Here is an 18,806-nt window from a genome sequence, read left to right as displayed (position 1 = left end):
CTCCTGGTGATCAGCTGCGGGGCAGGTTCAGGCCCCGGGTGGCGATGACATTCCGCTGGATCTCGGTGGTGCCGCCTAGGAAGGTGGACGCCACCGAGTCTCTGCGCATGTGGGTGAATGTCGCGTTCATGGGTGCGCCGTCGCGTTCCCATAGCGCGGCGGATCGTCCGAACGCGCGCGCGCCCGTCCGGGCTAGGCGCTGGTGCAGTTCGGCACCGAAAAGCTGGTTGATGGACGCCTCGAAGTCGGGTTCGTCGCCTGCGGCCTGGCGCGACACGGTGTAGCGGGCCAGGTTGTACAGGACGCGGATCTCCGTCTGGCGGCGGGCTATCTCCTGGCGGAGGGCGGGGCTGCGGCGGGCGAAGCGTTGCCCGTCCGGGGAGCGCAGGTATGTGACCAGCTCGGCGAGGGCCTGCTCGTACTTGATCGTCGCGCCGATGCCGGCCCGCTCGAAGCCGAGCGCGGACATCGCCACGTACCAGCCGCGGTTCTCCTCCCCGACCCGGTTCGCCACCGGCACCCGGACGCCCTCGAAGAAGATCTCGCAGAACGGCACCGCGCCCCGGATGTCGGTGATGGGACGGATCGTCACGCCGGGCGCATTCGCCTCGATGAGCAGGAATGTGATGCCGCGGTGCGGGCGGTCTGCGTTGGGGTCGGTGCGGACTAGAACGAATAGCCAATCGGCGTACTGGCCTAGGGACGTCCATACCTTCTGGCCGTCGACGATGTAGTCGTCGCCGTCTCGGACGGCCCGGGTGCGCAGGGACGCCAGGTCGGAGCCTGAGCCCGGTTCGGAGAAGCCCTGCGCCCAGGTCGCCTCGCCCTTGGCAATGCGCGGGAGGTGTGCGGCCTTCTGCTCGTCCGTGCCGTGGACCAGGAGGGTCGGGCCCAGGAGGAACGCGCCGATGCCGTTCACGGTCGGCACCCGCGCCCGCATCATCTCCTCGTGCAGGACGAACTCCTCCAGCGCCGACAGGCCCGCGCCGCCGTATTCCTTCGGCCAGTGCGGGGCTATCCAGCCGCGCTCGGCCAGGGCATCGGCCCATGCGCGCGCGCCTTCGCGGCGGCCCGGATCGTCGGCGACGCGGTCGACGGGCCAGTTGTAGCCCGCGACGTCCTCCGGCTCCAGGCTCTGCTCCTCGTCCCCGGCCGGACGGTACGACTCGGGAAACCGCTCCTGGACGAAGGCTCGCACCTCCTCGCGGAACGCGGCCTCCTCTGGCGTGTCGTCCCAGTTCACCGTCCGTCCGCCTCCCGGTCCCAGGTCGTGTCGGTGATGCCGCGCTCGCCCTCGGCCCGCAGCTTGTACTTGGCGACCTTGTCGGTCGGGGTGCGCGGCAGCGCCTCCACGAACTCGACGTAGCGGGGCACCATCGAGCGCGGCAGCCGCTCCTCGCAGTAGGCGACCAGCTCGGCCGGGTCCATGCCGGTGTCCGGTTGCACCACGATCGACACCTTGATGTCCTCGTCCTCCAGTTCCGAGGGCACGCCGATCGCGGCGCACTCCAAGACCGCCGGATGCTGGTTGATCTCCGTCTCCAGGTCGAAGGCGGAGATGTTCTCACCACGCCGGCGGATGGCGTCCTTCATCCGATCGAGGAAGAAGAAATACCCGTCGTCATCGCGCCATACCCGATCTCCAGTGTGGAACCACATGTTCCGGAAGCAGTGCGTGGTCGCTTCCCAGTTCCCGTAGTAGCCGGTCGTGAGGACGAACGGCTGCTTCGGCCGCAGCACCAGCTCCCCCGGCTCACCTGGGCCCAGCTCGCGGTCGTGCTCGTCCACCACGGCGACCTGGAAGCGCTCCTCGTGGGCCTGCCCGCACGACCCGAGCCGCCACTCCCCGTACGGGCTGCCCGTCGCGATCCCCGCCTCGGTGCTGGTGTAGGTCTCCACCGACCGGACGCCGAACCGCTCCCGCATCGGCTCGTCCAGGTTCGACTTGCCCATGTAGAACGTCTCCAGCCGGTGGTCCCGGTCCCTGGACGTCGGCGGCCGGTTCAGCAAGATCGGGATCATGGAGAACACGCTCATGCAGACCTGGGCGTCGAAGCGGCGGACGTCGTCCCAGAACCTGGACGCGCTGAAACGCTCCACGATCGCGATCGAGCCGCCGCCGAGGAGCGCGGACAGCATGCCGTCCCACAGCGCCGCCGCGTGGAACAGCGGCAGCGGGCAGTAGATCGTCTTGCCCCAGCGGTCGAGGAAGTCGAGCGAGTCATAGGCGCAGGTCAAGGCCAGGGCATGGGGCACCATCGCGCCCTTGGACGGGCCCGTCGTCCCGGACGTGTACATGATCGCCTGCATGTCCGCGAACCCGACCGGCACTTCGACGCGCCCGCCGCCGCGGCCGTCGTCCGGCAGGCTCGCCAGGTCCCGCGCGGGCTTGCCGAGCCGTTCGAGCAGGACCCCGCTGGCGGCGGCGTCCCGGACGAGCACCCCGCCCAGCTTCGGCAGCCGCTCCGCGATCTCGGCGATCCGCTCCGCGTACGGGCCGTCGATGATCAGCCACTGGGAGTCGGAGCTGTCCAGCACGTGCCGCAGCAGCTCGCCCCGGTACGCGATGTTGATCGGCACGGCCACCGCGCCGAGCCGCGCCAGGGCGAAGATCAGCTGGACGAAGTCGGCGCAGTTGGGCAGCATCAGCCCGACGTGGTCGCCGCGCCCGATCCCGGCCCCGGCGAGCGCGCGGGCCATCCGGTCGGCGGCGGCGTCGACCTCGCCGTAGGTGATCTCGCCGTCCCGGAACTTGAGAAACGTCTGTCGTCGGTGGATCTGCGCCTGTGACCGGAGAACGTCCCCGAGGACGAAACTCTCCAGCGTCTCCTTCCGCATCGGACCTCCGCTGTCGCCGTCGGCTCTTCGGACGGTGGCTGGCCGCAACCGGACATCGCCCTCAATAGATGAACACGAAACGTCATACCCGGCAACAGCGACGAAAGTGAACAAGGGCGTTCTGCAGGGAATCTACTGGGACAGCAGTCGATCACTGTGACAAGAACCACACCCCACCGGGGGCCTCATTTCGGACGGCTGACCCCGTCCGCCACCCCGGCCGTTAATGGGTGGCAGCACCGCCGCCACCGCGGTCATCGTTGGGGTCATGCAGGTCGATTCGTTCATCGAGGACGGCTTCGTCCACCTCAGGGAAGCGTTCCCCAGGAGGCTCGCGGACGACTGCCGCACGATCATCTGGCGCGACCTGAGCGCCGACCTCGGCGCCGAGCCCGGCGACCCGTCCACCTGGCCGCGCCCGGTCGCCGCCCGCCCCGACCACGCGGACGCGCCCTTCGTCGCCGCCGCCAACACCCCGCGCCTCCACGCCGCGTTCGACGCCCTCGCCGGCAAGGGCCGCTGGACGCCGCGCCAAAGCCTCGGCGGTTTCGTGATCCGCTTCCCCGCCGACGAACCGGCGGTCGTCGACGGGTGGCACGTCGACGTCAGCTTCCCCGGACCCGGCTCGTCCCCGGACGACTACATGACCTGGCGCGCGAACGTCGCGTCGAGAGACCGCGCGCTGCTGATGTTCTTCCTGCTCTCCGACGTCGGCCCCGACGACGCCCCGACCCGGCTCCGCGTCGGCTCCCACCGGCACGTGGCGCGCGTCCTCGAACCCGAGGGCGAGGACGGCCTGGACGCACGAGAACTGGCCCGGCGCGCGGACGCCGCCACCGGTCATCTCCCGACCGCCCTCGCCACGGGCCGCGCGGGCGACGTCTACCTATGCCATCCATTCCTGGTGCACGCCGGCCAGCCCCACCACGGGACGACTCCGCGCTTTCTCGCCCAACCCAAACTCAGCCCGTCCGAGCCATTCCGCCTTAACGGCCCGGCCGAGGCGGCATCCCCGGTGGAAACCGCGATCATCCAGGCGCTCCAACCCCGCTGAGATTAGCCCTGACCAGGGCTGATAGCCGACAGATAGCCGTCGGACAGCGGCAGCCCGTTACCTTCCGTCAGACGATCCGGATCGTGCTCGACGGGGCGGTATGTCGATTGAGAAAAGGGCCTCGGCGTTCGCGCTGATCGCTCCGCTGAGCGGTGTTCTTCTCCTCTATTGCGGGCTGGCGGCGCTCGGCTCCATCCAGCATGCCTGGGGCTGGAAGCTGGGCGAGGAAGTGCGGGTGAAGGTGGCCAAGTCGTGCTCGTATCTGTCCGGCTCGGGCACCCTTTCGGACTGCCGGGGAAGCTGGACCAGCGCCGACGGAGAGCAGCACACGGGGTCGATCGAGGGCACCCTCGGCGACGTCCGGCTCGGCCAGACCGTCACGCTGCGGGCCGGCGGCGGGACGGCCTACGCCGAGCCGAGCACGTGGATCAAGACGATCGGGCTCCCCGCGCCGTTCGCGGGCGGCGTCGGCGCCGTCTCGCTGGCGCTGGCGTTCGCCATCCGTCCCGGCAAGGCGCGTTGGGCGGAGGCGCGCGATCGCCCGCTCCCGGACGAGATGACAACGCTCGCCCAGTCCCGCGACCTCGGGGCCGAGCGGACGAGATATTGGGCGCCCAGCAGCGCCACGCGCGGCGTCGTGACGTTCGAGCACGGGTTCGCGTTCTCCTGGGACGGCGAGATCGACGTCCACCGCTGGGACGAGATCCGCGGGGTGTTCGAGCGGTACGAGACCGTCCGGAACAAGGTCGGCCGCCAGTACGTCGTCTGGACGGGCGGCGACGCCTGGCTCACCCTCACCGACCAGCAGATCGAGGACCTCGCCGGCTTCGGCAAGGACATCGTCCAATACGTGACCGACCATCTGCGGCCCAAGGTCCTGGAGATGCTGCGGCAAGGCGAGACGTACCTGTTCCCGAAATGGGGATCGGCGAGCTACACCGAGTTCACCCCTCATGGCGTGGGCGGCGCCGACGGCCTGATCCCCTATTCGGAACTCGCCGCCGTCGACATCCAGAACGGCCGCATCGTCATCCGTGGCCAGGGAGGTCAGCGGCTTGTGCGGTCATGGGGCGACACGGCCAACGTCGGAATGCTCGTCGTCATGCTCCGCGACTTCATCGCGAACCATCGAGACCGGAACCGCAGTTCGTGACGTTTCGCTCCAGGCCGTCGAGGAGGGCTTGGAGACCGAATTCAAAGGTTTCGGCGGGAGCGGCGGCATAGTCGGCCGCCGCTGCGGTGTCCAAGCGCGCGCGCAGGTGCGGGTAATTCATGGCGATCTCCTGCGCCTTGGTCATGGCGTCGTTGAGTTGCGCTTCGGCTTTGGCGCCGTCCCGGCTGAGCCTCCGGGCGTGTGAGGCGGACGCGGCGGCCCCGGCCGCGTTGCCCAGCACGTAGGTGAAGACGGCGGCGGCGGCCTGGTCGGCCTGGGCGCCGGTGAAGCCCGCGGCCTCGTAGACGGCCAGATGGTGATCGTCGTGACGGGCCTTGCCCTCCCCGTAGACGACGTGGGCCGCGAAGGCCGGGACCAGCCAGGGGTGCCGGGTGAACATCCCGAACAGGTCGGCGGCCATGGCGGCGGCAGCGGCGCGCCAGCCGACCGCCGCCGGGTCCGGAAGGGCCAGCTCGCCCCACACCCGGTCGGTGGCCAGCAGGACGAGGTTGTCCTTGCTCTTGACGTGCCAGTACATGGCCGTGGCGGCGGAGTCGAGCCGCTTGCCCAGGGCGCGCATGTTCAGGCCCTCTAGTCCTTCGGCGTCCAGGAGCTCGACGGCGGTCTGGACGATGCGGTCCCGGGTGAGCGTGTCGCGTGCCATGGCCACCACCGTACGCAGCCTCTTTCACTAAGTTCAAGCCAGGTCTTGCACTTAGTTCAAGTCGTGGGTTAGCGTCAGCTCGATCGAGAACTTGAACTATGTACAAGTCAGGGAGAGCCCATGACCGCCCTCGCCGCCGCCATGCAGCTGCTCGTCGCCGCCGCCTTCGTCAGCATCCCGGTCGTCCGGCACCGCTTCGGGCCCGCCGCGAAGGCCGCCGCCGTGGCGGAACTGCGGCGCCAGAACGTCCGTCCGGAGGTCCTGGACGAGAACAGGCTCCGCTTCGACGCGAGCGGCCACGAGACCGCCGCGCCCGCGACGGTCGCCGCGATCATGATCTCCGTCGCCGCGCTCAACCTCGCGGGCGCCGACCTGGCCCGGCCGCTGACCTGGATCTTCTCGTCCCTGGTCATCCTCATGAACCTCGCGATCGTCCACAGCAACCGCACCGCCGTGAAGTCGGTGCAGGCCGCCTTCCGCCGCAAGAACGACCCGGAGCTGGCCCGCGTCGAGGTCGCGCCCTTCCTCAAGGCCGCCGAGAACGCCTTCCCCGGCTGGGTGCGCGCGCAGACCCACGTCCGCAACACGACGGTCTTCGCCGGATCCGCCGTCGCCCTCCTCGCCGTCACCCTCGGCTGAGAAATCCCGTGTGACCTATTGCACGCCCAGAGGGCCACATGTATACATACTGAGCTATGAGCACACGAAATGAAGCGGATGTGGACTGGTTCGCGCTCGCCTCGTACCGTTCCGGGGCGGAGGGCGCGATCCGTCCCGCGCTGGTCCTCGACCACGGGCGGATCTACGACCTCGCCGGAACGCGCGACGCCCTCGGCCACGGCGGCGACGCCCTCGCCGGCTCCGTGGCCGACCTGCTCGCCGACTGGCCGCGGACCCTCGACGCGCTCCGCTCCCTGGCCGCCGCCGCCCAAGCCCGTCCGGACGCGCTGACCGAGGTCCCCGGCGGCGCGGACCGGCTGGCCGAGCCCTACCGCCCGGCCCGGATCTTCGCCGCGACCTCCAACTACGTCGACCACGCGGACGAGATGGGCACGGTGCTCGCGGCCAAGGCCAACAGCCAGCCGTACGTGTTCATGAAGGCCGACTCCAGCGTCATCGGCCCCGGCGAGACCGTGGTGATGCCGGAGTCGTCCGAGCAGGTCGACTGGGAGGTCGAGCTCGCCGCCGTGATCGGCGGAGGCGGCCGGAACATCCCGGTGGACGAGGCCCTCGACCACGTCGTCGCGTACACGATCATCAACGACGTCTCCGCCCGCGACCTCAACATGCGGGACGACTTCCCCTTCAAGTTCGACTGGTTCCGCGGCAAGTGCTTCGACACCTTCGCACCGCTCGGGCCCTGGCTGGTGCCCACCGGGTGCATGCCGGACCCGCAGTCGCTCACCCTGCGGCTGGCCGTCAACGGCGAGGTCATGCAGGACGCCAAGGCCAACGAAATGATCTTCACCATCGCGGAGCAGATCGCCTACCTGTCCGGGATCCTCACGCTGCGGCCTGGCGACCTCATCGCCACGGGCACCCCCGACGGCGTCGGCATGGGACGGGGCGTGTTCCTCAAGAGCGGCGACGTGATGCGCGCCGAGATCGAGGCCATCGGGGCCCTGGAGAACCCGGTCCGCTGACCGGTCATCGGGGGGTGGTGCTTCTTCCTTCGTCCATTCCTGTGTGGGAGTCCCCATGAACAAAGCAGACCGGCGTCCGGCCGGCTCGCGCCGCATAATGATCGCGGTGCCGCTCATCGCGGCGCTGATCGCGGCGCTGGCCGGGTGCGGCTCGAACGGCGAGACGGAGTCCGGCAAGCCGCTCCGCAAGATCACCTTCAATCTGGCGTACTTCCCGCAGGGCAGCACGGGCGGCGTGTTCGCCGCGATCGACCAGGGCTTCTACAAGGCCGAGGGGCTCGACGTCGAGGCCGTCCGCGGCTACGGCGGCACCCGGACGGTCAACGAGATCGACCAGGGCAAGTGGGACTTCGGCTACGGCGACCCGGTCAGCGTCATCCTCAACCGGGCGGCGGGCGGGAAGGCCGTCATGGTCGGCGCGCTCAACACCGTGTGGCCGGGCGGGCTGTGCTACGACGCCGGAAAGCACCAGATCAACACCCTCCAGGACCTCAAGGGCCTGGTGCTCGGCGGCGGCGCCACGTCCCCGATCCAGAGCCTGCTGCCGGTGTGGCTGGAGGCGAACGGCCTCCCCCGCGACCACGTCAAGCTGCTCAAGATGGACCCGGCCGTCGTCGACACCTCCTTCATCCAGGGCAAGACCGACCTGGACGACTGCTGGGCCGCCAGCAACCGCGCCAACGTCCTGAAGCTGGCCGAGCAGGCAGGCAAGAACGTCAAGTGGATCGAGTACCGCGACCACAAGCTCGACATGTACGGCAACGGGATCGTCACGTCCGCGCAGAAGATCCAGCAGGACCCGGCGGTGGTGAAGGCGTTCCTGCGCGCCACGTACAAGGGCTACGCGTACATGCGCGACAACCCCGACAAGGTCGCCGAGTACATCTCGTCGAAGAACCCGCAGCTCGACCCGAAGGTCCTGACGCAGCAGGCCACCGACATGAACAAGCTGATCAACGACCCGCGCACCGCGTCCCAGGGCCCCGGCTGGTTCGACGCGGCCCGGATGAAGTCGACCGTCGAGACCATCCGGCGCGCCTTCAAGGTGGAGCGGGAGATCGCGCCCTCCGACGTCTACACCAACGACCACCTCAAGTGAGACCCCGTCAGACCCCGGGCCCGTCAGACCCCGCGAGGAAGGTGACCGCGATGCCGGCCGCACGTCCCAGAAAGCTCGGCCACCTGGTGCTCCAGGTGCGCGACATCCACAAGTCCGTCGAGTTCTACACCGAGATCGTCGGGCTCACCGTGTCCGACTGGATCGCCGATCAGATGGTCTTCCTGCGCTGCGGGCCCGACCATCACGACCTCGGCCTCGCCCAGCTTCCGCCGGAGGAGGCCGCGCAGCCGCCGCGCCGGGTCGGCGAGCGCGCCGGGCTGGAGCACTTCTCCTACGAGGTCGGCGGGCTGGAGGAGCTGGAGGCCGCCGCCGACTTCCTCGCCGAACGGGACGTGGAGATCGTCCGCGGCATCGGCAAGCACGGGCCGGGCGAGAACCTCTTCCTCGTCTTCCTCGACCCGGACGGCAACTACGTCGAGTTCTACGCCGACATGGTGAAGGTCGACGCCGACCACCCGCACACGGCGCAGGTGTGGGACGACACGGTCGAGGCGTACGACCAGTGGCGGTTCGAGCGCTTCCGCGTCCCGGCCCCGGCCCTCTATGAGGAGAAGGCGGAGGGCCGCCCATGATCCGCCGCGCGCTCAGGGTGGCGGAGCCGGTGCTGCTGGTGGCCGTCATCCTGGCCGCATGGGAGTTCATCCCAGGCGCGCTGGACGTCAAGCCCTACCTGCTGCCCGCCTTCAGCGACGTCCTGTCCGCGGGGTGGACGGCCCGGTCGAGCCTGACCGACTTCCTCTGGATCACCTCCCGGGAGGTGCTGCTCGGCTTCCTGCTCGCGGCGGCCGGCGGGCTGCTGCTGGCGGTGCTGATCTACGGGTCGGCCTTCCTGCGCCGCACGCTGTACCCGCTGCTGGTCGCCCTTCAGGGGCTGCCCAAGGTGGCGCTGGCCCCGCTGTTCGTCATCTGGTTCGGGTACGGGCTCGGCTCGAAGGTGCTGATGGCCTTCCTGTTCGCGCTGTTCCCGGTGGCCATCTCCACGCTCGGCGGGCTGGCGGGAACCCCGGCCCACCTGGAGGAGCACTTCCGGGCGCTGCGCGCGTCCCGGTGGGCGACGTTCGCGCAGCTGCGCGTCCCATACGCGCTGCCCGCGGTGATCGACGGCTGCAAGGTCGCGATGCCGCTCGCGGTGATCGGGGCGATCGTCGGCGAGTTCGTCGGCGCGGACGAGGGGCTCGGGATGCTGATCCAGTCGGCCGCGTCCAGCAACCGCACCGACCTGGTCTTCGCCTCCCTGCTGCTGGTCACCGTCCTGTCCTTCGTCCTGTACGGCGTCATCGAGCTGCTCGGCCGCCTGGTGTGGTGGCGGGGCCGAGCGGCCGCCTGAAATCTGATTGGAGCTGATCCCCGTGGCCAAGCTGCGGCACATAGCGATCGCGGTCAACGACCTGGAGTCCGCGTCGAAGTTCTACCAGGAGACGTTCGAGATGGAGGTCGCGGGCGAGACGGAGTCGCCGATCGCGTCCGGCGTCTACCTGACCGACGGCACGGTCTGCCTGGCGCTGCTGAACTACAAGACCGACGAGGCCGCCGGGCTGGAACGCGGCAAGGAGTACGTCGGCGTCCACCACTTCGGGTTCTGGTGCGACGACCTCGACGAGCAGGGGAAGCGGATCGAGGCCAACGGCGGACGGTTCTTCATGGACCTCCCGCTGGCCAAGGACTCCCTCTACTACGAGGCCAAGTACCGCGACCCGGACGGCGTGATCTTCGACATCTCCGAGAACGGCTGGGTGGGAGCGGCCAAATGATCCGGTCCACCCGGCGGGTCATGGAGCCCCCAGGCGCGGGGGCGGCGGACGGCGCGTCGGCCGCCGTCCGGCTGGCGGGGGCGTCCAAGACCTTCCGGGGCCGCGAGGACGTGCGCGCCCTCGACCCGATCGACCTGACCGTCCCGGCCGGGGAGTTCGTCGCGATCGTCGGGCCGAGCGGCTGCGGCAAGAGCACGCTGCTCCGCATCGTGGCCGGGCTGATGGACGCCGACAAGGGCGGACGAGTCGAGGTGCAGGGCCGTCCGGTCGACGGCACCACCCCGCCCGACCTCGGCGTCGTCTTCCAGACGCACAACCTCCTCCCGTGGCGGACCGTCGAGGCGAACGTCGGCCTCGGCGCCCGGCTCGCCGGGATCCCGAAGGCGGAGGTCGCCCGCCGGGTGCCGCCCATGCTGGAGATGCTCGGCCTGTCCGGGTTCGCCGGCAAGCACCCGCACGAGCTGTCGGGCGGCATGCGCCAGCGGGCCGCGCTGGGCCAGGCGCTGGTGTGCCGCCCGGACATCCTGCTGCTGGACGAGCCGTTCGGCGCCCTCGACGCGCTCACCCGCGACCGGCTCAACGTCGAGCTGCTGAAGATCTGGCAGGAGCTGCGGCAGACCGTGCTGCTGGTCACGCACAGCATCGCCGAGGCGGTGTTCCTGGCCGACCGGATCATCGTCATGTCCCAGCGTCCCGGGACCGTGGTCGAGGACCTGCGGGTGAACATCCCGCGCCCCCGCGACCCGGCGACCACCCGGGCGCTCCCCGAATTCACCGAGACCGCACAGCGGCTGAGCCGCCTGATGGGCGTCACGTAGCCATGCAGGATCACATGGCCGTCCAGGAGGAACGACCTTGAACGAACAGAACCGGACGCGCGAGCGCCTCCACGGCGTGGTCACCGCCACGCCGACCACCTTCGACGCGGGCGGCGACCTCGACGATGGCCGTTTCCGCGAGCTGGTGGAGGGCTACGTCGCGGCGGGCGTGCACGGCGTCTCCGTGGCCGGGAGCCAGGGCGAGTTCTACGTCCTGGACACGGCCGAGCGGCTGCGGCTGATGGAGATCACCGTCGAGACGGTCGCCGGACGGGTCCCGGTGTACGCGGGCACCGGGACGGTCTCCACGCGGGAGTCGATCGCGCTGACCCGGGCGGCCGAGTCCATCGGCGTGGACGTGGCGATGGTGATCACCCCGTACTTCCTGTCGCCGTCCGGACGGGAGCTGTCCGAGCATTTCCGGACGGTCGCCGCCGCCACCTCGCTGCCCGTGCTGCTCTACAACAATCCGCCGCGCACCGGCGTCAACGTGACCCCCGACGTCTACGCGGACTGCGCCCGCTCCGGCAACATCATCGGAGTCAAGGACAGCAGCGGCGACCTCAGCCAGGCCGTCGAGTACCTGCTCGCCGATTCGGGCTGCCTGCTGTTCTCCGGCCGCGACACCATCACGATGGCGCTGCTCGCGCACGGCGGCGCGGGCGCGATCTCACCGGCGGCGAACGTGTTCCCGCAGCTCGTGTGCCGGATGTACGACGCCGTCCGCGCGGACGACCTGGCCACCGCGCGCCGGATCAACGACGCGCTGGCGCCGCTGCGCCGGGCCTGGGGACTGGGCTCGTTCCCGGTCGTCATCAAGGAGGCGATGGCGGCGGTCGGCCGCGACCCCGGCCCCGCCCGCGCCCCCATCTCCCCGCTCCCGCCCGAGCGTCGAGCTCAGCTCGACGCCGTCGTGGCGGAGATCAGGGAATTCGAGCGGGCCGCCGTTCCGGCGATAAGCGGGGCGTGAATGGCGGAGGTGATGAACGCGGCCGCGCCGGGCGCTCTCGCGGATCATGTGCTGGAGCGCCTGTTCACCGGGGCCAGGACGGCGAACCGGTTCTCGGCGCGTCCCGTCCCCGACCGCCTGCTGCGCGAACTCTACGACCTGGTGAAATTCGGCCCGACCGCAAGCAATCTATGTCCGGCCCGATTCACCTTTGTGCGCGGACACGAGGCCAAGGAACGGTTGCTTCGCGCGCTCGATCCGGGGAACGTGGAGCGCACGAGGGAGGCTCCGGTCACCGTGATCGTCGGCTGGGCCGAGGACTTTCATCTCCGGGGACCCGAACTCTTCCCCGGACGGCCCGACCTCGTCGCCGTCCACGCGGGGGACGAGCGGAAGGAGGCCCGGCGGGAGGTCGCATTCCGGAACTCCAGCCTGCAGGGAGCGTATATGATCATTGCCGCCCGAGCGCTGGGCCTTGATTGCGGGCCGATGTCGGGTTTCGACCCAGAAGTAATCGAAAGGGATTTCTTTCCCGACCGGAAGACGCGGGTCAACTTCCTGTGCAACCTCGGCTTCGCCGATCGCGCCGCGCAGTTCCCGAGGCTTCCCCGGCTGCCGTTCGACGAAGCCTGCGCGCTTCTGTAGCCGGGAATTGGACACCGATATGGAGGATGGTCCACATCGCTGGGACTAGGTCGGAGGAAATCCGGCAGCGGATCGCGGAGGACATCGTCTCCGGCCGGCTCAGACCGGGCCAGCGGCTGGAGGAACTGCAGCTCGCCGATCAGTTCAACGTGTCCCGCACCCCGGTGCGCGACGCGCTGCGCGAGCTCAGCGGCACGGGGCTGGTCGAGATCCGCCCCAACCGGGGCACCTGGGTCGCCGAGATCGACTCCGACCAGCTGGAGGAGCTCTTCGAGGCGTTCGCCGAGATCGAGGCGCTGTGCGCGCGGCTGTGCGCGGTACGGCTCTCGGTGATCGACCGGCGGCGGCTGGAACTGCTCCACGAGGAGTCGGAGTCGTACGTCACCGCGGGCGACCACGAGGGCTACGCGCGGCTGAACGAGCAGATCCACAACGCGATCTACCAGGGCAGCCGCAACCACGCCCTGTACGAGATCGTCCGCGGGCTCCGTCACCGCACCGCGCCGTTCCGGGTGCCGCAGTTCTACATCACGAACGACCGGATGAAGAACTCCTACGCAGAGCACGGGGCGCTGCTGGCGGCCATCGTCCAGGAGGACGCACAGGCCGCCTACGCCGCCATGTACTCCCACATCGCCAACTCGTCGGTCAACGTCATCGGCTTCCTACGCGAAAGCCTCCACAAGTGAGCGGCGAGCCGATCACGTACGTCCGGACGGGCCGTCCCGACGCCCCGGCCGTGGTCTGCCTACACGGCATCGGCTCCAACGCGAACGCGTTCGGCGACGTCCTAGACCTCCTGACCCCCGCCCACCAAGGCATCGCCCCAAACCTGCCCGGCTACGGCGGCTCGGACCCACTACCCACCACCCACCCAACAGTCACCGATTACGCCACCGCCCTAGTCGCATTCCTGGACCGCCTAGCCCTCCCAACCTGCCACCTGGTAGGCAGCTCCCTAGGCGCCCTGATAGCCGCTGCCATCGCCGCCACCTACCCCGACCGAGTCGAGTCCCTCCTCCTGACGGCGCCGGCCACCGGCGCGGGCCAGACGCCCCAAACCCGCCAAGCCGAACTGACCGCCCGCGCGGACCTCATAGCCCTGGGTCCCGAACGCATGGCGGAAACGCGAGCCCCCCAACTCATCGCAGGCAACCCGCCAGGCCCACTCCACGCGGTCAAGGCGGCGACCCGAGCCCTGGACCCCGCCGCCTACATGCAAGCCGCACACGCCCTGGCCAGCGGCGACATCCTCACCTACACCCCGCACATCCAAGCCCGCACCCTGATCGTCTGCGGCACCGCCGACAAGGTCGCCCCACCCGCCGACCACGCCCACCCAATCTCCGACGCTCTACCCGGCTCAGAACTGGTCCTGCTCCCAGACCTGGGCCACATAATCGAGCTAGAGTCCCCCATCGCCCTAGCCAACTTGATAACTCGCCACGCCGGACGGCTTTAGCTCTCTCTTTTTCGCACGCCCCTGGTCCGGCCCGCCGGCCATGAATTCAAGCCGAGTCGTCACGTTCGGGCAAGCCGCCATCAGTATTGCTCTGCTCAGCGACCCTTTCGTTGTGGGCCGCGTCGGCTGGCTCCTCATTCTCCTCGTCGTCGTCATCGAGCAGTCTGAGAAGACCCCGTAGGACACGGGCGGCAAGGAGGACGGCAACGGCCGGCACCCATCCGAGAACGGCCGCATACGCTGCGGTGCCGGGCAACTCCTCAACGAATTCTCTCGCCAGGATGTTGATCCCTCGTTCCCCGCCGGAGGTCACCGGTGTCACGATGCTGATCAGTGTGTCCATCTCCGCAGCGGCCAGTGCGGCGAGGATCGCGGCCCAGATGGCTGCGTGCCAGCCCTTGGCAAAGGCGACCAATCCGGGGGAGGCGGCGACCGTATCGGGACTCGTCAGCGGCAGGGCCGGAGGATACTGCGCTGACGACGGCCGCTTATTGCCGCTGTATTCCCCGAGTCGCGTCATCAGCAGCCCGAAAAGCATCACGAGGTACATCGTCAATGCCACGGTGGGCGCCATCGTATGAAGCCCGGTGTCGCCGTCGTCCTGATTGTGGGTCGGCCAGTGCAGATGAGAGACGAGCATCCCGAGTTGGCCGTGCGCGGTCGGATAGTTGGATTCCTCGGCTCTTCCCGCATCGTCGGGCGCGGCCGCCCCTCCCGCGAAGGCGGCCGCGGCGGCAGCGATCAGCGCGAAGGACGGGACCAGGAGAACGGGCAGGCATCCGGTAAGACGGGGGGCCGGACGGTCACCGTTCGCGGCATCCGGGCTCACGACCTCCGAGCGGCGGTAAGCGAACCGCGAAAAGATCGTCAAGACGATCCAGCATACGGCGCCGGAGAGAAGCCCCCAGTACGCTCCGCGTTCGGCGGAATGGACGGCGACGAGACGTATCAGCCCCCGTTCCTCGTCGGTGACGGTCCCATCGAATGCGTCCGGTATGACCAGGGCGAGCCCGGCGACAGCCCCGACGGCCGGAGCGAATACCCACGCCGCCGAGCGTTCAAATATCCAGCTGGGACGGGAACCGGCAGCGGCGGCTCTCCTGGCGAACCAGCGCACGACCCACAGGTGAAGGATCAAGAAGACGAGGATGCGGAGCAGTATCCCGATGCGCCAGTGCCCCGACGGCTGGGTCAGCTCCCAGTTCTCCTCCGCCCCCCACGCCGAGAAAAGGAAGACCTGGGCGGCCTCTTTGGCGAGCGAACCGCCGCCCTCATGTTGCCACGACAGTACCCATTGCGACATCCACGGGTTGCCGGCTGTCACGGCGAGGACCAGGTCCGTGGCCGCCACCACGACCAGTGGACGCGTGTATCGGCTCGTCGACATCGTTAGTTCGTCTCCGTGGCCGGCCCTTTTCCGGCACCAATGGTCCGAAAGGGCTTGCCGTGATCGTCTATCACCTTGACGAGTTCCTTGTCGCCGTCGACGTACACCAGCTCAAGCGTCCAGCGGCAGTCGTAGGCATCCGTCACAGCCAACACCCGGATTACCTCCGGATCGGCGTTGGTCACCTTGTACGGAAACGGCACGGCCGGAGCCCCCTGGAGCTCACCGGCGTCTCGGACGGGGCGTGCGACGGGCCGGACGGCATCGAGATCCACCTTATAGAGGCGCGGGGGCAATGGATCGCCCCCGCATCTGTTACTGATTGCCATGGCCGGGACGGGTGCCTGCCGCTGCACGATTCTGACTCGTATCTCCTTGAGCACGAGCGCAGTGCCCGACCTGCCTCGGAGGGTCAATTCGACCGTGGTGTCGCCCGCGTCCACGGCTTTGTTGCGGCGGAGCCAGGTCTCCATCGTCTCTTGCGACCGCAGCGCCGAGGAAGGCATGGTCGGTGGCTCCGGAGTGGGTTTCCGATCAGGGATTACCCAGCTGTTACTACACGGAGTGACGTATGGTTTCGAATGAACCGACAATGACTTTCCGCCGGTCATGCGCTCCGTCACGGATCGAAGTCCCGTCGAGAACACGCCGGTGAGAGAGTTGGTGGTGACGGCCAACAGCACCGCTGCCGCCACTCCCCAGGCAGCCCTGCGAAAACGTTTGGGCAACCCCTGGCGCTCATGGGCGCGAGCAGGAGGATTCGTTGTCCGGCGGGCGCTGCGCCCAACACGAGATCTTGGTCTCATCATATTCCGCGGCAAACCAGCTACTTGGTCGGGACCGGGCCACCACTCGACGCGCCGACACTACGAATCGGCGAGAGCAGGTGAAGTGCGTGGCCGAGCATCCCATATCCACCACGACACCGAACCCGAAAAAGCGGAATTCGCCTACGGATACGCCACTTCTCCTATCAAGGCCGACCGAAAAGCCAAGCCTTGCGTCGACCGATGCAGATCATTTAGCGCCAGACAATAGGTACGTTCTACGCATTTCACTAAGGCACCGCGACGGCGCGACTACGGGCGGACGAGGACGACGTTGCCCAGTGAGCGCTGGCCCGTGGCGTCGGACGGGCGGTTCACGATGCCGCCGTCCCGGGTGACCATGACACTGGAGCCGCCGCCGTCGAGGTTCATCGCCTCCTGTGCGCCGAGCAGCCTCATGAGCTCGCCGGTCTGGGCGATTCCGAGCCCCTCGCTGTAGCCGTCCTGGCGGCCGTCGACCACGACCAGCATGAGCCGTCCGCGCCGATCCATGCCGATCATCGAGCGCGGGTTGGCGCGCACGGTCCAGTTGTAGGTGAACGTCTGGTCGCCGCCCTCGCGGATCAGCCCGTCGGCCATGGCGTTCACCGACACCCTCCCGTCCCTGACCAGGGTCGGGCCGACCTGGAGGATCGTGGTGTCCGGGGTCAGCGCGACACGGCGGCCCCGGCTGTCCTCGACTCGCTCGCTCACCCGCAGCCGGTCCCCCGGCTTGACGTGGTCGAGCAGCCAGGCAGCGCTCTGGCCGGTGGCCTGGACGGTGGAACCCCCGGCGGGGACGCCCGCGCCGCGCGAGGTGTTCACCGCCGTCACGCGGTCGTCGGCGTCCAGGACGACCTCGGCGCCCGCGCCCGTGGGCGGGACGCCCCATTCTGGGGTGAACAGCACCAGCTCGCTGTCATCGGTGCACTTCAGGTCGTGCTGCGCCTTCTCGGTCGGCTGGTCGCCGCCGACGCCGCCGCAGTTCCAGATCTCGCCCGGCACCCGGTTGACGCCGTCGAGCTCGACGGTGCTCCGGCCCGCCCGCAGCGTCACGTGCGCGGTGTAGGCGTCAACGTCGACCGCGCGTCCACCCTTGGTGATCTTGATGCCGCCGCGGCCCTGGGTGGCCCCGCCGATCAGCTTGCCGTCCTTGACGTACAGGCCGCCGGGCGCGCTGTTGTAGAACCACTGCGCGTTGATCCCCGCCACCGCGCCCGTCGCGGCGGCCAGGTCGGTCAGCTTCTCGGTGCCGTTCAGGGCCGGGCCGAACTCGGTGCCGACCGTGCCGCGGAACTCGCCGAAGTCCACGCGGATCACGTGCACCTTCTGGGGCGCACGCCGGTCGGTGCCGTCCTGCGCGGTGTAGCGCGTGCCGCCCGCGAACCCCGCGGTTCTGATCGCGGACAGCGCGGCCGACGCCTCGGCGCCGGTGGCGTACCGGCCGATCCGGACCGTCCACCCGAGGGGGCCGGCGGGACGGTCGGCGAACGCGGGCGTGGAGACCCGCTCCAGCCGCGGCTCGAACCCCTTGTCCCGCACCGCGCCGGCCACCCGGCGGGCGATCTCCTCCGGGCCCAGCGCCGTGGCGGCCTTGTTCAGCGGCCCGTCGATCGTGGCCGGAAGGTACACATGGACGGTCCAGTAGTCGTCGGCGTCCTTGGCCCCGAGCGACATCGAGGTCAGCGTCACCCCGGGCGCGACCGTGGTGGTCACCGGTGGGGCGCTCAGCGGAAGCCCGCCCCCGGCGAAGGACTCCGGAGCGCTCCAGGTATTGGGAGCAGTCTGGGCAGTCGCCGCGACGGGTAGGCTCACGGCCAGCACGGTCACAACCGCCGCCAGGGCCGGGACGGGTTTCGAGCGCATTGAGAACCTCTCTGATCAGGCAAGATCGGAACAGCGCGATCATCAAAGGCTCCGCACCTTGCCCGAAATCAACCTAAAAGCGGCCTGTGCGTAACGACACGGAAACAGCTGCCAGAGCAGGCGACCACACGGCGGGCATCGCCCAATCCCGGCGGTGGGTGACCGCAGGCTTGGCCGGGCGGAGAATGCGGTGGTAACCCGGCCGAGGAAGCGTGTTGCGGCCTATGTGATCAGGGAAGTTCTCGTCCCTGAACTTCTGGTCTTCGACCACGTCGGCAGGCCCGAGGCGGGTACTCAGGTTCCTGCCGGAGGCGTCCGTCCCGGGGAGGCGTTGGAGGAGGCGGTCCTACGGGAACTAACGGAAGAGACCGGTCTGTTCACCGCCTCTGTTGTTCGGCAGGTCGCGCTGGAGGACAAGCCGCATCCCGACACCGGGCAACCGCGAAGAACAGCGTTCTTCCATCTCCGGGTTCCCGTGGGCACGGCCGGCGCGTGGATCCACACCGTGCGCGGGGAGGGGGCCGACGCGGGCATGACGTTCGCCTGCCGCTTTCTGACACTGCCACTAGAGAAGCCGCTGGCGGACGGGCAGGACGCCTGGCTGAGCCACATCGAGCCGCATTGGGCGACTCCGCGGAGCTAGCGGATTC

Annotated in this window: 20 protein-coding genes; 14 read left to right on the top strand and 6 right to left on the bottom strand. The window is 69.1% G+C overall.

Going from position 1 to position 18,806, the window contains the following annotated elements; translation table 11 throughout:
* Nucleotides 1–10: 10 nt before the first annotated feature.
* Both ACH35V_RS02315 and ACH35V_RS02310 read right to left on the bottom strand, forming a co-directional pair.
* The gene (locus ACH35V_RS02315) at nt 11–1,243 is read right to left on the bottom strand and encodes an acyl-CoA dehydrogenase family protein (RefSeq protein ID WP_395969818.1); all 1,233 of its coding nucleotides are present in this window, start codon (nt 1,241–1,243) and stop codon (nt 11–13) included.
* Complete coding sequence (locus ACH35V_RS02310; RefSeq protein WP_395969817.1) at nt 1,240–2,838, bottom strand: AMP-binding protein; 1,599 nt, start codon at nt 2,836–2,838, stop codon at nt 1,240–1,242. Before ACH35V_RS02310 ends, ACH35V_RS02315 begins: the two co-directional genes overlap by 4 nt.
* A gap of 268 nt (nt 2,839–3,106) precedes the next feature.
* On the opposite strand from ACH35V_RS02310, the gene ACH35V_RS02305 reads away from it, so the two are divergent.
* Both ACH35V_RS02305 and ACH35V_RS02300 read left to right on the top strand, forming a co-directional pair.
* Nucleotides 3,107–3,892 carry a phytanoyl-CoA dioxygenase family protein gene (locus ACH35V_RS02305; protein WP_395969816.1) on the top strand — a complete coding sequence of 262 codons (786 nt, stop codon included), beginning with the start codon at nt 3,107–3,109 and terminating at the stop codon, nt 3,890–3,892.
* Nucleotides 3,893–3,992: 100 nt separating this feature from the next.
* Nucleotides 3,993–5,045, top strand: coding sequence for a hypothetical protein (locus ACH35V_RS02300; RefSeq protein ID WP_395969815.1), 1,053 nt, complete (start codon nt 3,993–3,995; stop codon nt 5,043–5,045).
* Here ACH35V_RS02300 and ACH35V_RS02295 read toward each other — a convergent pair.
* Complete coding sequence (locus ACH35V_RS02295; RefSeq protein ID WP_395969814.1) at nt 5,008–5,709, bottom strand: TetR/AcrR family transcriptional regulator; 702 nt, start codon at nt 5,707–5,709, stop codon at nt 5,008–5,010. The genes ACH35V_RS02300 and ACH35V_RS02295 overlap by 38 nt on opposite strands.
* A gap of 120 nt (nt 5,710–5,829) precedes the next feature.
* Between ACH35V_RS02295 and ACH35V_RS02290 the strand changes: the two genes are divergently transcribed.
* Genes ACH35V_RS02290 through ACH35V_RS02240 form a run of 11 tightly spaced genes read left to right on the top strand, consistent with a single transcriptional unit; the run spans nt 5,830 to nt 14,097 of the window.
* Entirely contained in the window at nt 5,830–6,348 is a 519-nt protein-coding gene (locus tag ACH35V_RS02290; protein ID WP_395969813.1) for a hypothetical protein, read from the top strand.
* Nucleotides 6,349–6,404: 56 nt separating this feature from the next.
* Nucleotides 6,405–7,352 carry a fumarylacetoacetate hydrolase family protein gene (locus ACH35V_RS02285; protein WP_395969812.1) on the top strand — a complete coding sequence of 316 codons (948 nt, stop codon included), beginning with the start codon at nt 6,405–6,407 and terminating at the stop codon, nt 7,350–7,352.
* Nucleotides 7,353–7,407: 55 nt separating this feature from the next.
* On the top strand, nt 7,408–8,451 hold the full coding sequence (locus ACH35V_RS02280) for an ABC transporter substrate-binding protein (protein ID WP_395969811.1): 1,044 nt from the start codon (nt 7,408–7,410) through the stop codon (nt 8,449–8,451).
* Nucleotides 8,452–8,501: 50 nt separating this feature from the next.
* On the top strand, nt 8,502–9,044 hold the full coding sequence (locus ACH35V_RS02275; RefSeq protein WP_395969810.1) for a VOC family protein: 543 nt from the start codon (nt 8,502–8,504) through the stop codon (nt 9,042–9,044).
* Complete coding sequence (locus ACH35V_RS02270) at nt 9,041–9,799, top strand: ABC transporter permease (RefSeq protein WP_395969809.1); 759 nt, start codon at nt 9,041–9,043, stop codon at nt 9,797–9,799. The genes ACH35V_RS02275 and ACH35V_RS02270 overlap by 4 nt, the downstream gene beginning before the upstream one ends.
* Before the next feature lie 22 nt (nt 9,800–9,821).
* Nucleotides 9,822–10,223 (top strand): VOC family protein, encoded by a 402-nt coding sequence (locus ACH35V_RS02265; RefSeq protein ID WP_395969808.1) that lies wholly within the window; start codon nt 9,822–9,824, stop codon nt 10,221–10,223.
* Nucleotides 10,220–11,041: an ABC transporter ATP-binding protein gene (locus ACH35V_RS02260; protein ID WP_395969807.1), complete on the top strand. Its 822-nt coding sequence runs from the start codon at nt 10,220–10,222 to the stop codon at nt 11,039–11,041. The genes ACH35V_RS02265 and ACH35V_RS02260 overlap by 4 nt, the downstream gene beginning before the upstream one ends.
* 37 nt (nt 11,042–11,078) lie before the next feature.
* Nucleotides 11,079–12,011 carry a 4-hydroxy-tetrahydrodipicolinate synthase gene (gene dapA / locus ACH35V_RS02255; RefSeq protein ID WP_395969806.1) on the top strand — a complete coding sequence of 311 codons (933 nt, stop codon included), beginning with the start codon at nt 11,079–11,081 and terminating at the stop codon, nt 12,009–12,011.
* Nucleotides 12,012–12,635: a malonic semialdehyde reductase gene (locus ACH35V_RS02250; protein ID WP_395969805.1), complete on the top strand. Its 624-nt coding sequence runs from the start codon at nt 12,012–12,014 to the stop codon at nt 12,633–12,635.
* A gap of 26 nt (nt 12,636–12,661) precedes the next feature.
* Nucleotides 12,662–13,324, top strand: a complete 663-nt coding sequence (locus ACH35V_RS02245) for a GntR family transcriptional regulator (protein WP_395969804.1) — start codon at nt 12,662–12,664, stop codon at nt 13,322–13,324.
* Nucleotides 13,321–14,097 carry an alpha/beta fold hydrolase gene (locus ACH35V_RS02240; protein WP_395969803.1) on the top strand — a complete coding sequence of 259 codons (777 nt, stop codon included), beginning with the start codon at nt 13,321–13,323 and terminating at the stop codon, nt 14,095–14,097. Before ACH35V_RS02245 ends, ACH35V_RS02240 begins: the two co-directional genes overlap by 4 nt.
* 46 nt (nt 14,098–14,143) lie before the next feature.
* Here ACH35V_RS02240 and ACH35V_RS02235 read toward each other — a convergent pair whose 3' ends face one another.
* The 3 genes from ACH35V_RS02235 to ACH35V_RS02225 form a co-directional block, all read right to left on the bottom strand.
* The gene (locus ACH35V_RS02235; protein ID WP_395969802.1) at nt 14,144–15,484 is read right to left on the bottom strand and encodes a hypothetical protein; all 1,341 of its coding nucleotides are present in this window, start codon (nt 15,482–15,484) and stop codon (nt 14,144–14,146) included.
* Between the two features lie 2 nt (nt 15,485–15,486).
* Nucleotides 15,487–15,957, bottom strand: coding sequence for a hypothetical protein (locus tag ACH35V_RS02230; protein ID WP_395969801.1), 471 nt, complete (start codon nt 15,955–15,957; stop codon nt 15,487–15,489).
* Between the two features lie 606 nt (nt 15,958–16,563).
* A complete protein-coding gene (locus tag ACH35V_RS02225; protein WP_395969800.1) occupies nt 16,564–18,006 on the bottom strand; it encodes a phosphodiester glycosidase family protein in 1,443 nt (480 codons plus the stop codon).
* Between the two features lie 304 nt (nt 18,007–18,310).
* Here ACH35V_RS02225 and ACH35V_RS02220 point away from each other — a divergent pair, with 304 nt between their 5' ends.
* The gene (locus ACH35V_RS02220) at nt 18,311–18,799 is read left to right on the top strand and encodes an NUDIX domain-containing protein (protein ID WP_395969799.1); all 489 of its coding nucleotides are present in this window, start codon (nt 18,311–18,313) and stop codon (nt 18,797–18,799) included.
* Nucleotides 18,800–18,806: the final 7 nt, after the last annotated feature.

This window comes from Actinomadura sp. 1N219 (genome assembly GCF_044326405.1).
Taxonomy (GTDB): domain Bacteria; phylum Actinomycetota; class Actinomycetes; order Streptosporangiales; family Streptosporangiaceae; genus Spirillospora.
Note: the sequence above shows the minus strand (reverse complement) of the source record. Positions and strands in the feature narration are given on the sequence as shown.

Excerpts from the sequence above, each read along its gene's own strand:
- ACH35V_RS02235 (WP_395969802.1), bottom strand. The coding sequence starts at position 15,484 with ATGTCGACGAGCCGATACACGCGTCCACTGGTCGTGGTGGCGGCCACG.
- ACH35V_RS02275 (WP_395969810.1), top strand. The coding sequence starts at position 8,502 with ATGCCGGCCGCACGTCCCAGAAAGCTCGGCCACCTGGTGCTCCAGGTG.
- ACH35V_RS02310 (WP_395969817.1), bottom strand. The coding sequence starts at position 2,838 with ATGCGGAAGGAGACGCTGGAGAGTTTCGTCCTCGGGGACGTTCTCCGG.
- ACH35V_RS02295 (WP_395969814.1), bottom strand. The coding sequence starts at position 5,709 with ATGGCACGCGACACGCTCACCCGGGACCGCATCGTCCAGACCGCCGTC.
- ACH35V_RS02250 (WP_395969805.1), top strand. The coding sequence starts at position 12,012 with ATGGCGGAGGTGATGAACGCGGCCGCGCCGGGCGCTCTCGCGGATCAT.
- ACH35V_RS02285 (WP_395969812.1), top strand. The coding sequence starts at position 6,405 with ATGAGCACACGAAATGAAGCGGATGTGGACTGGTTCGCGCTCGCCTCG.
- ACH35V_RS02290 (WP_395969813.1), top strand. The coding sequence starts at position 5,830 with ATGACCGCCCTCGCCGCCGCCATGCAGCTGCTCGTCGCCGCCGCCTTC.
- ACH35V_RS02230 (WP_395969801.1), bottom strand. The coding sequence starts at position 15,957 with ATGGAGACCTGGCTCCGCCGCAACAAAGCCGTGGACGCGGGCGACACC.
- ACH35V_RS02300 (WP_395969815.1), top strand. The coding sequence starts at position 3,993 with ATGTCGATTGAGAAAAGGGCCTCGGCGTTCGCGCTGATCGCTCCGCTG.
- ACH35V_RS02270 (WP_395969809.1), top strand. The coding sequence starts at position 9,041 with ATGATCCGCCGCGCGCTCAGGGTGGCGGAGCCGGTGCTGCTGGTGGCC.
- ACH35V_RS02260 (WP_395969807.1), top strand. The coding sequence starts at position 10,220 with ATGATCCGGTCCACCCGGCGGGTCATGGAGCCCCCAGGCGCGGGGGCG.
- ACH35V_RS02280 (WP_395969811.1), top strand. The coding sequence starts at position 7,408 with ATGAACAAAGCAGACCGGCGTCCGGCCGGCTCGCGCCGCATAATGATC.
- ACH35V_RS02305 (WP_395969816.1), top strand. The coding sequence starts at position 3,107 with ATGCAGGTCGATTCGTTCATCGAGGACGGCTTCGTCCACCTCAGGGAA.
- ACH35V_RS02245 (WP_395969804.1), top strand. The coding sequence starts at position 12,662 with ATGGTCCACATCGCTGGGACTAGGTCGGAGGAAATCCGGCAGCGGATC.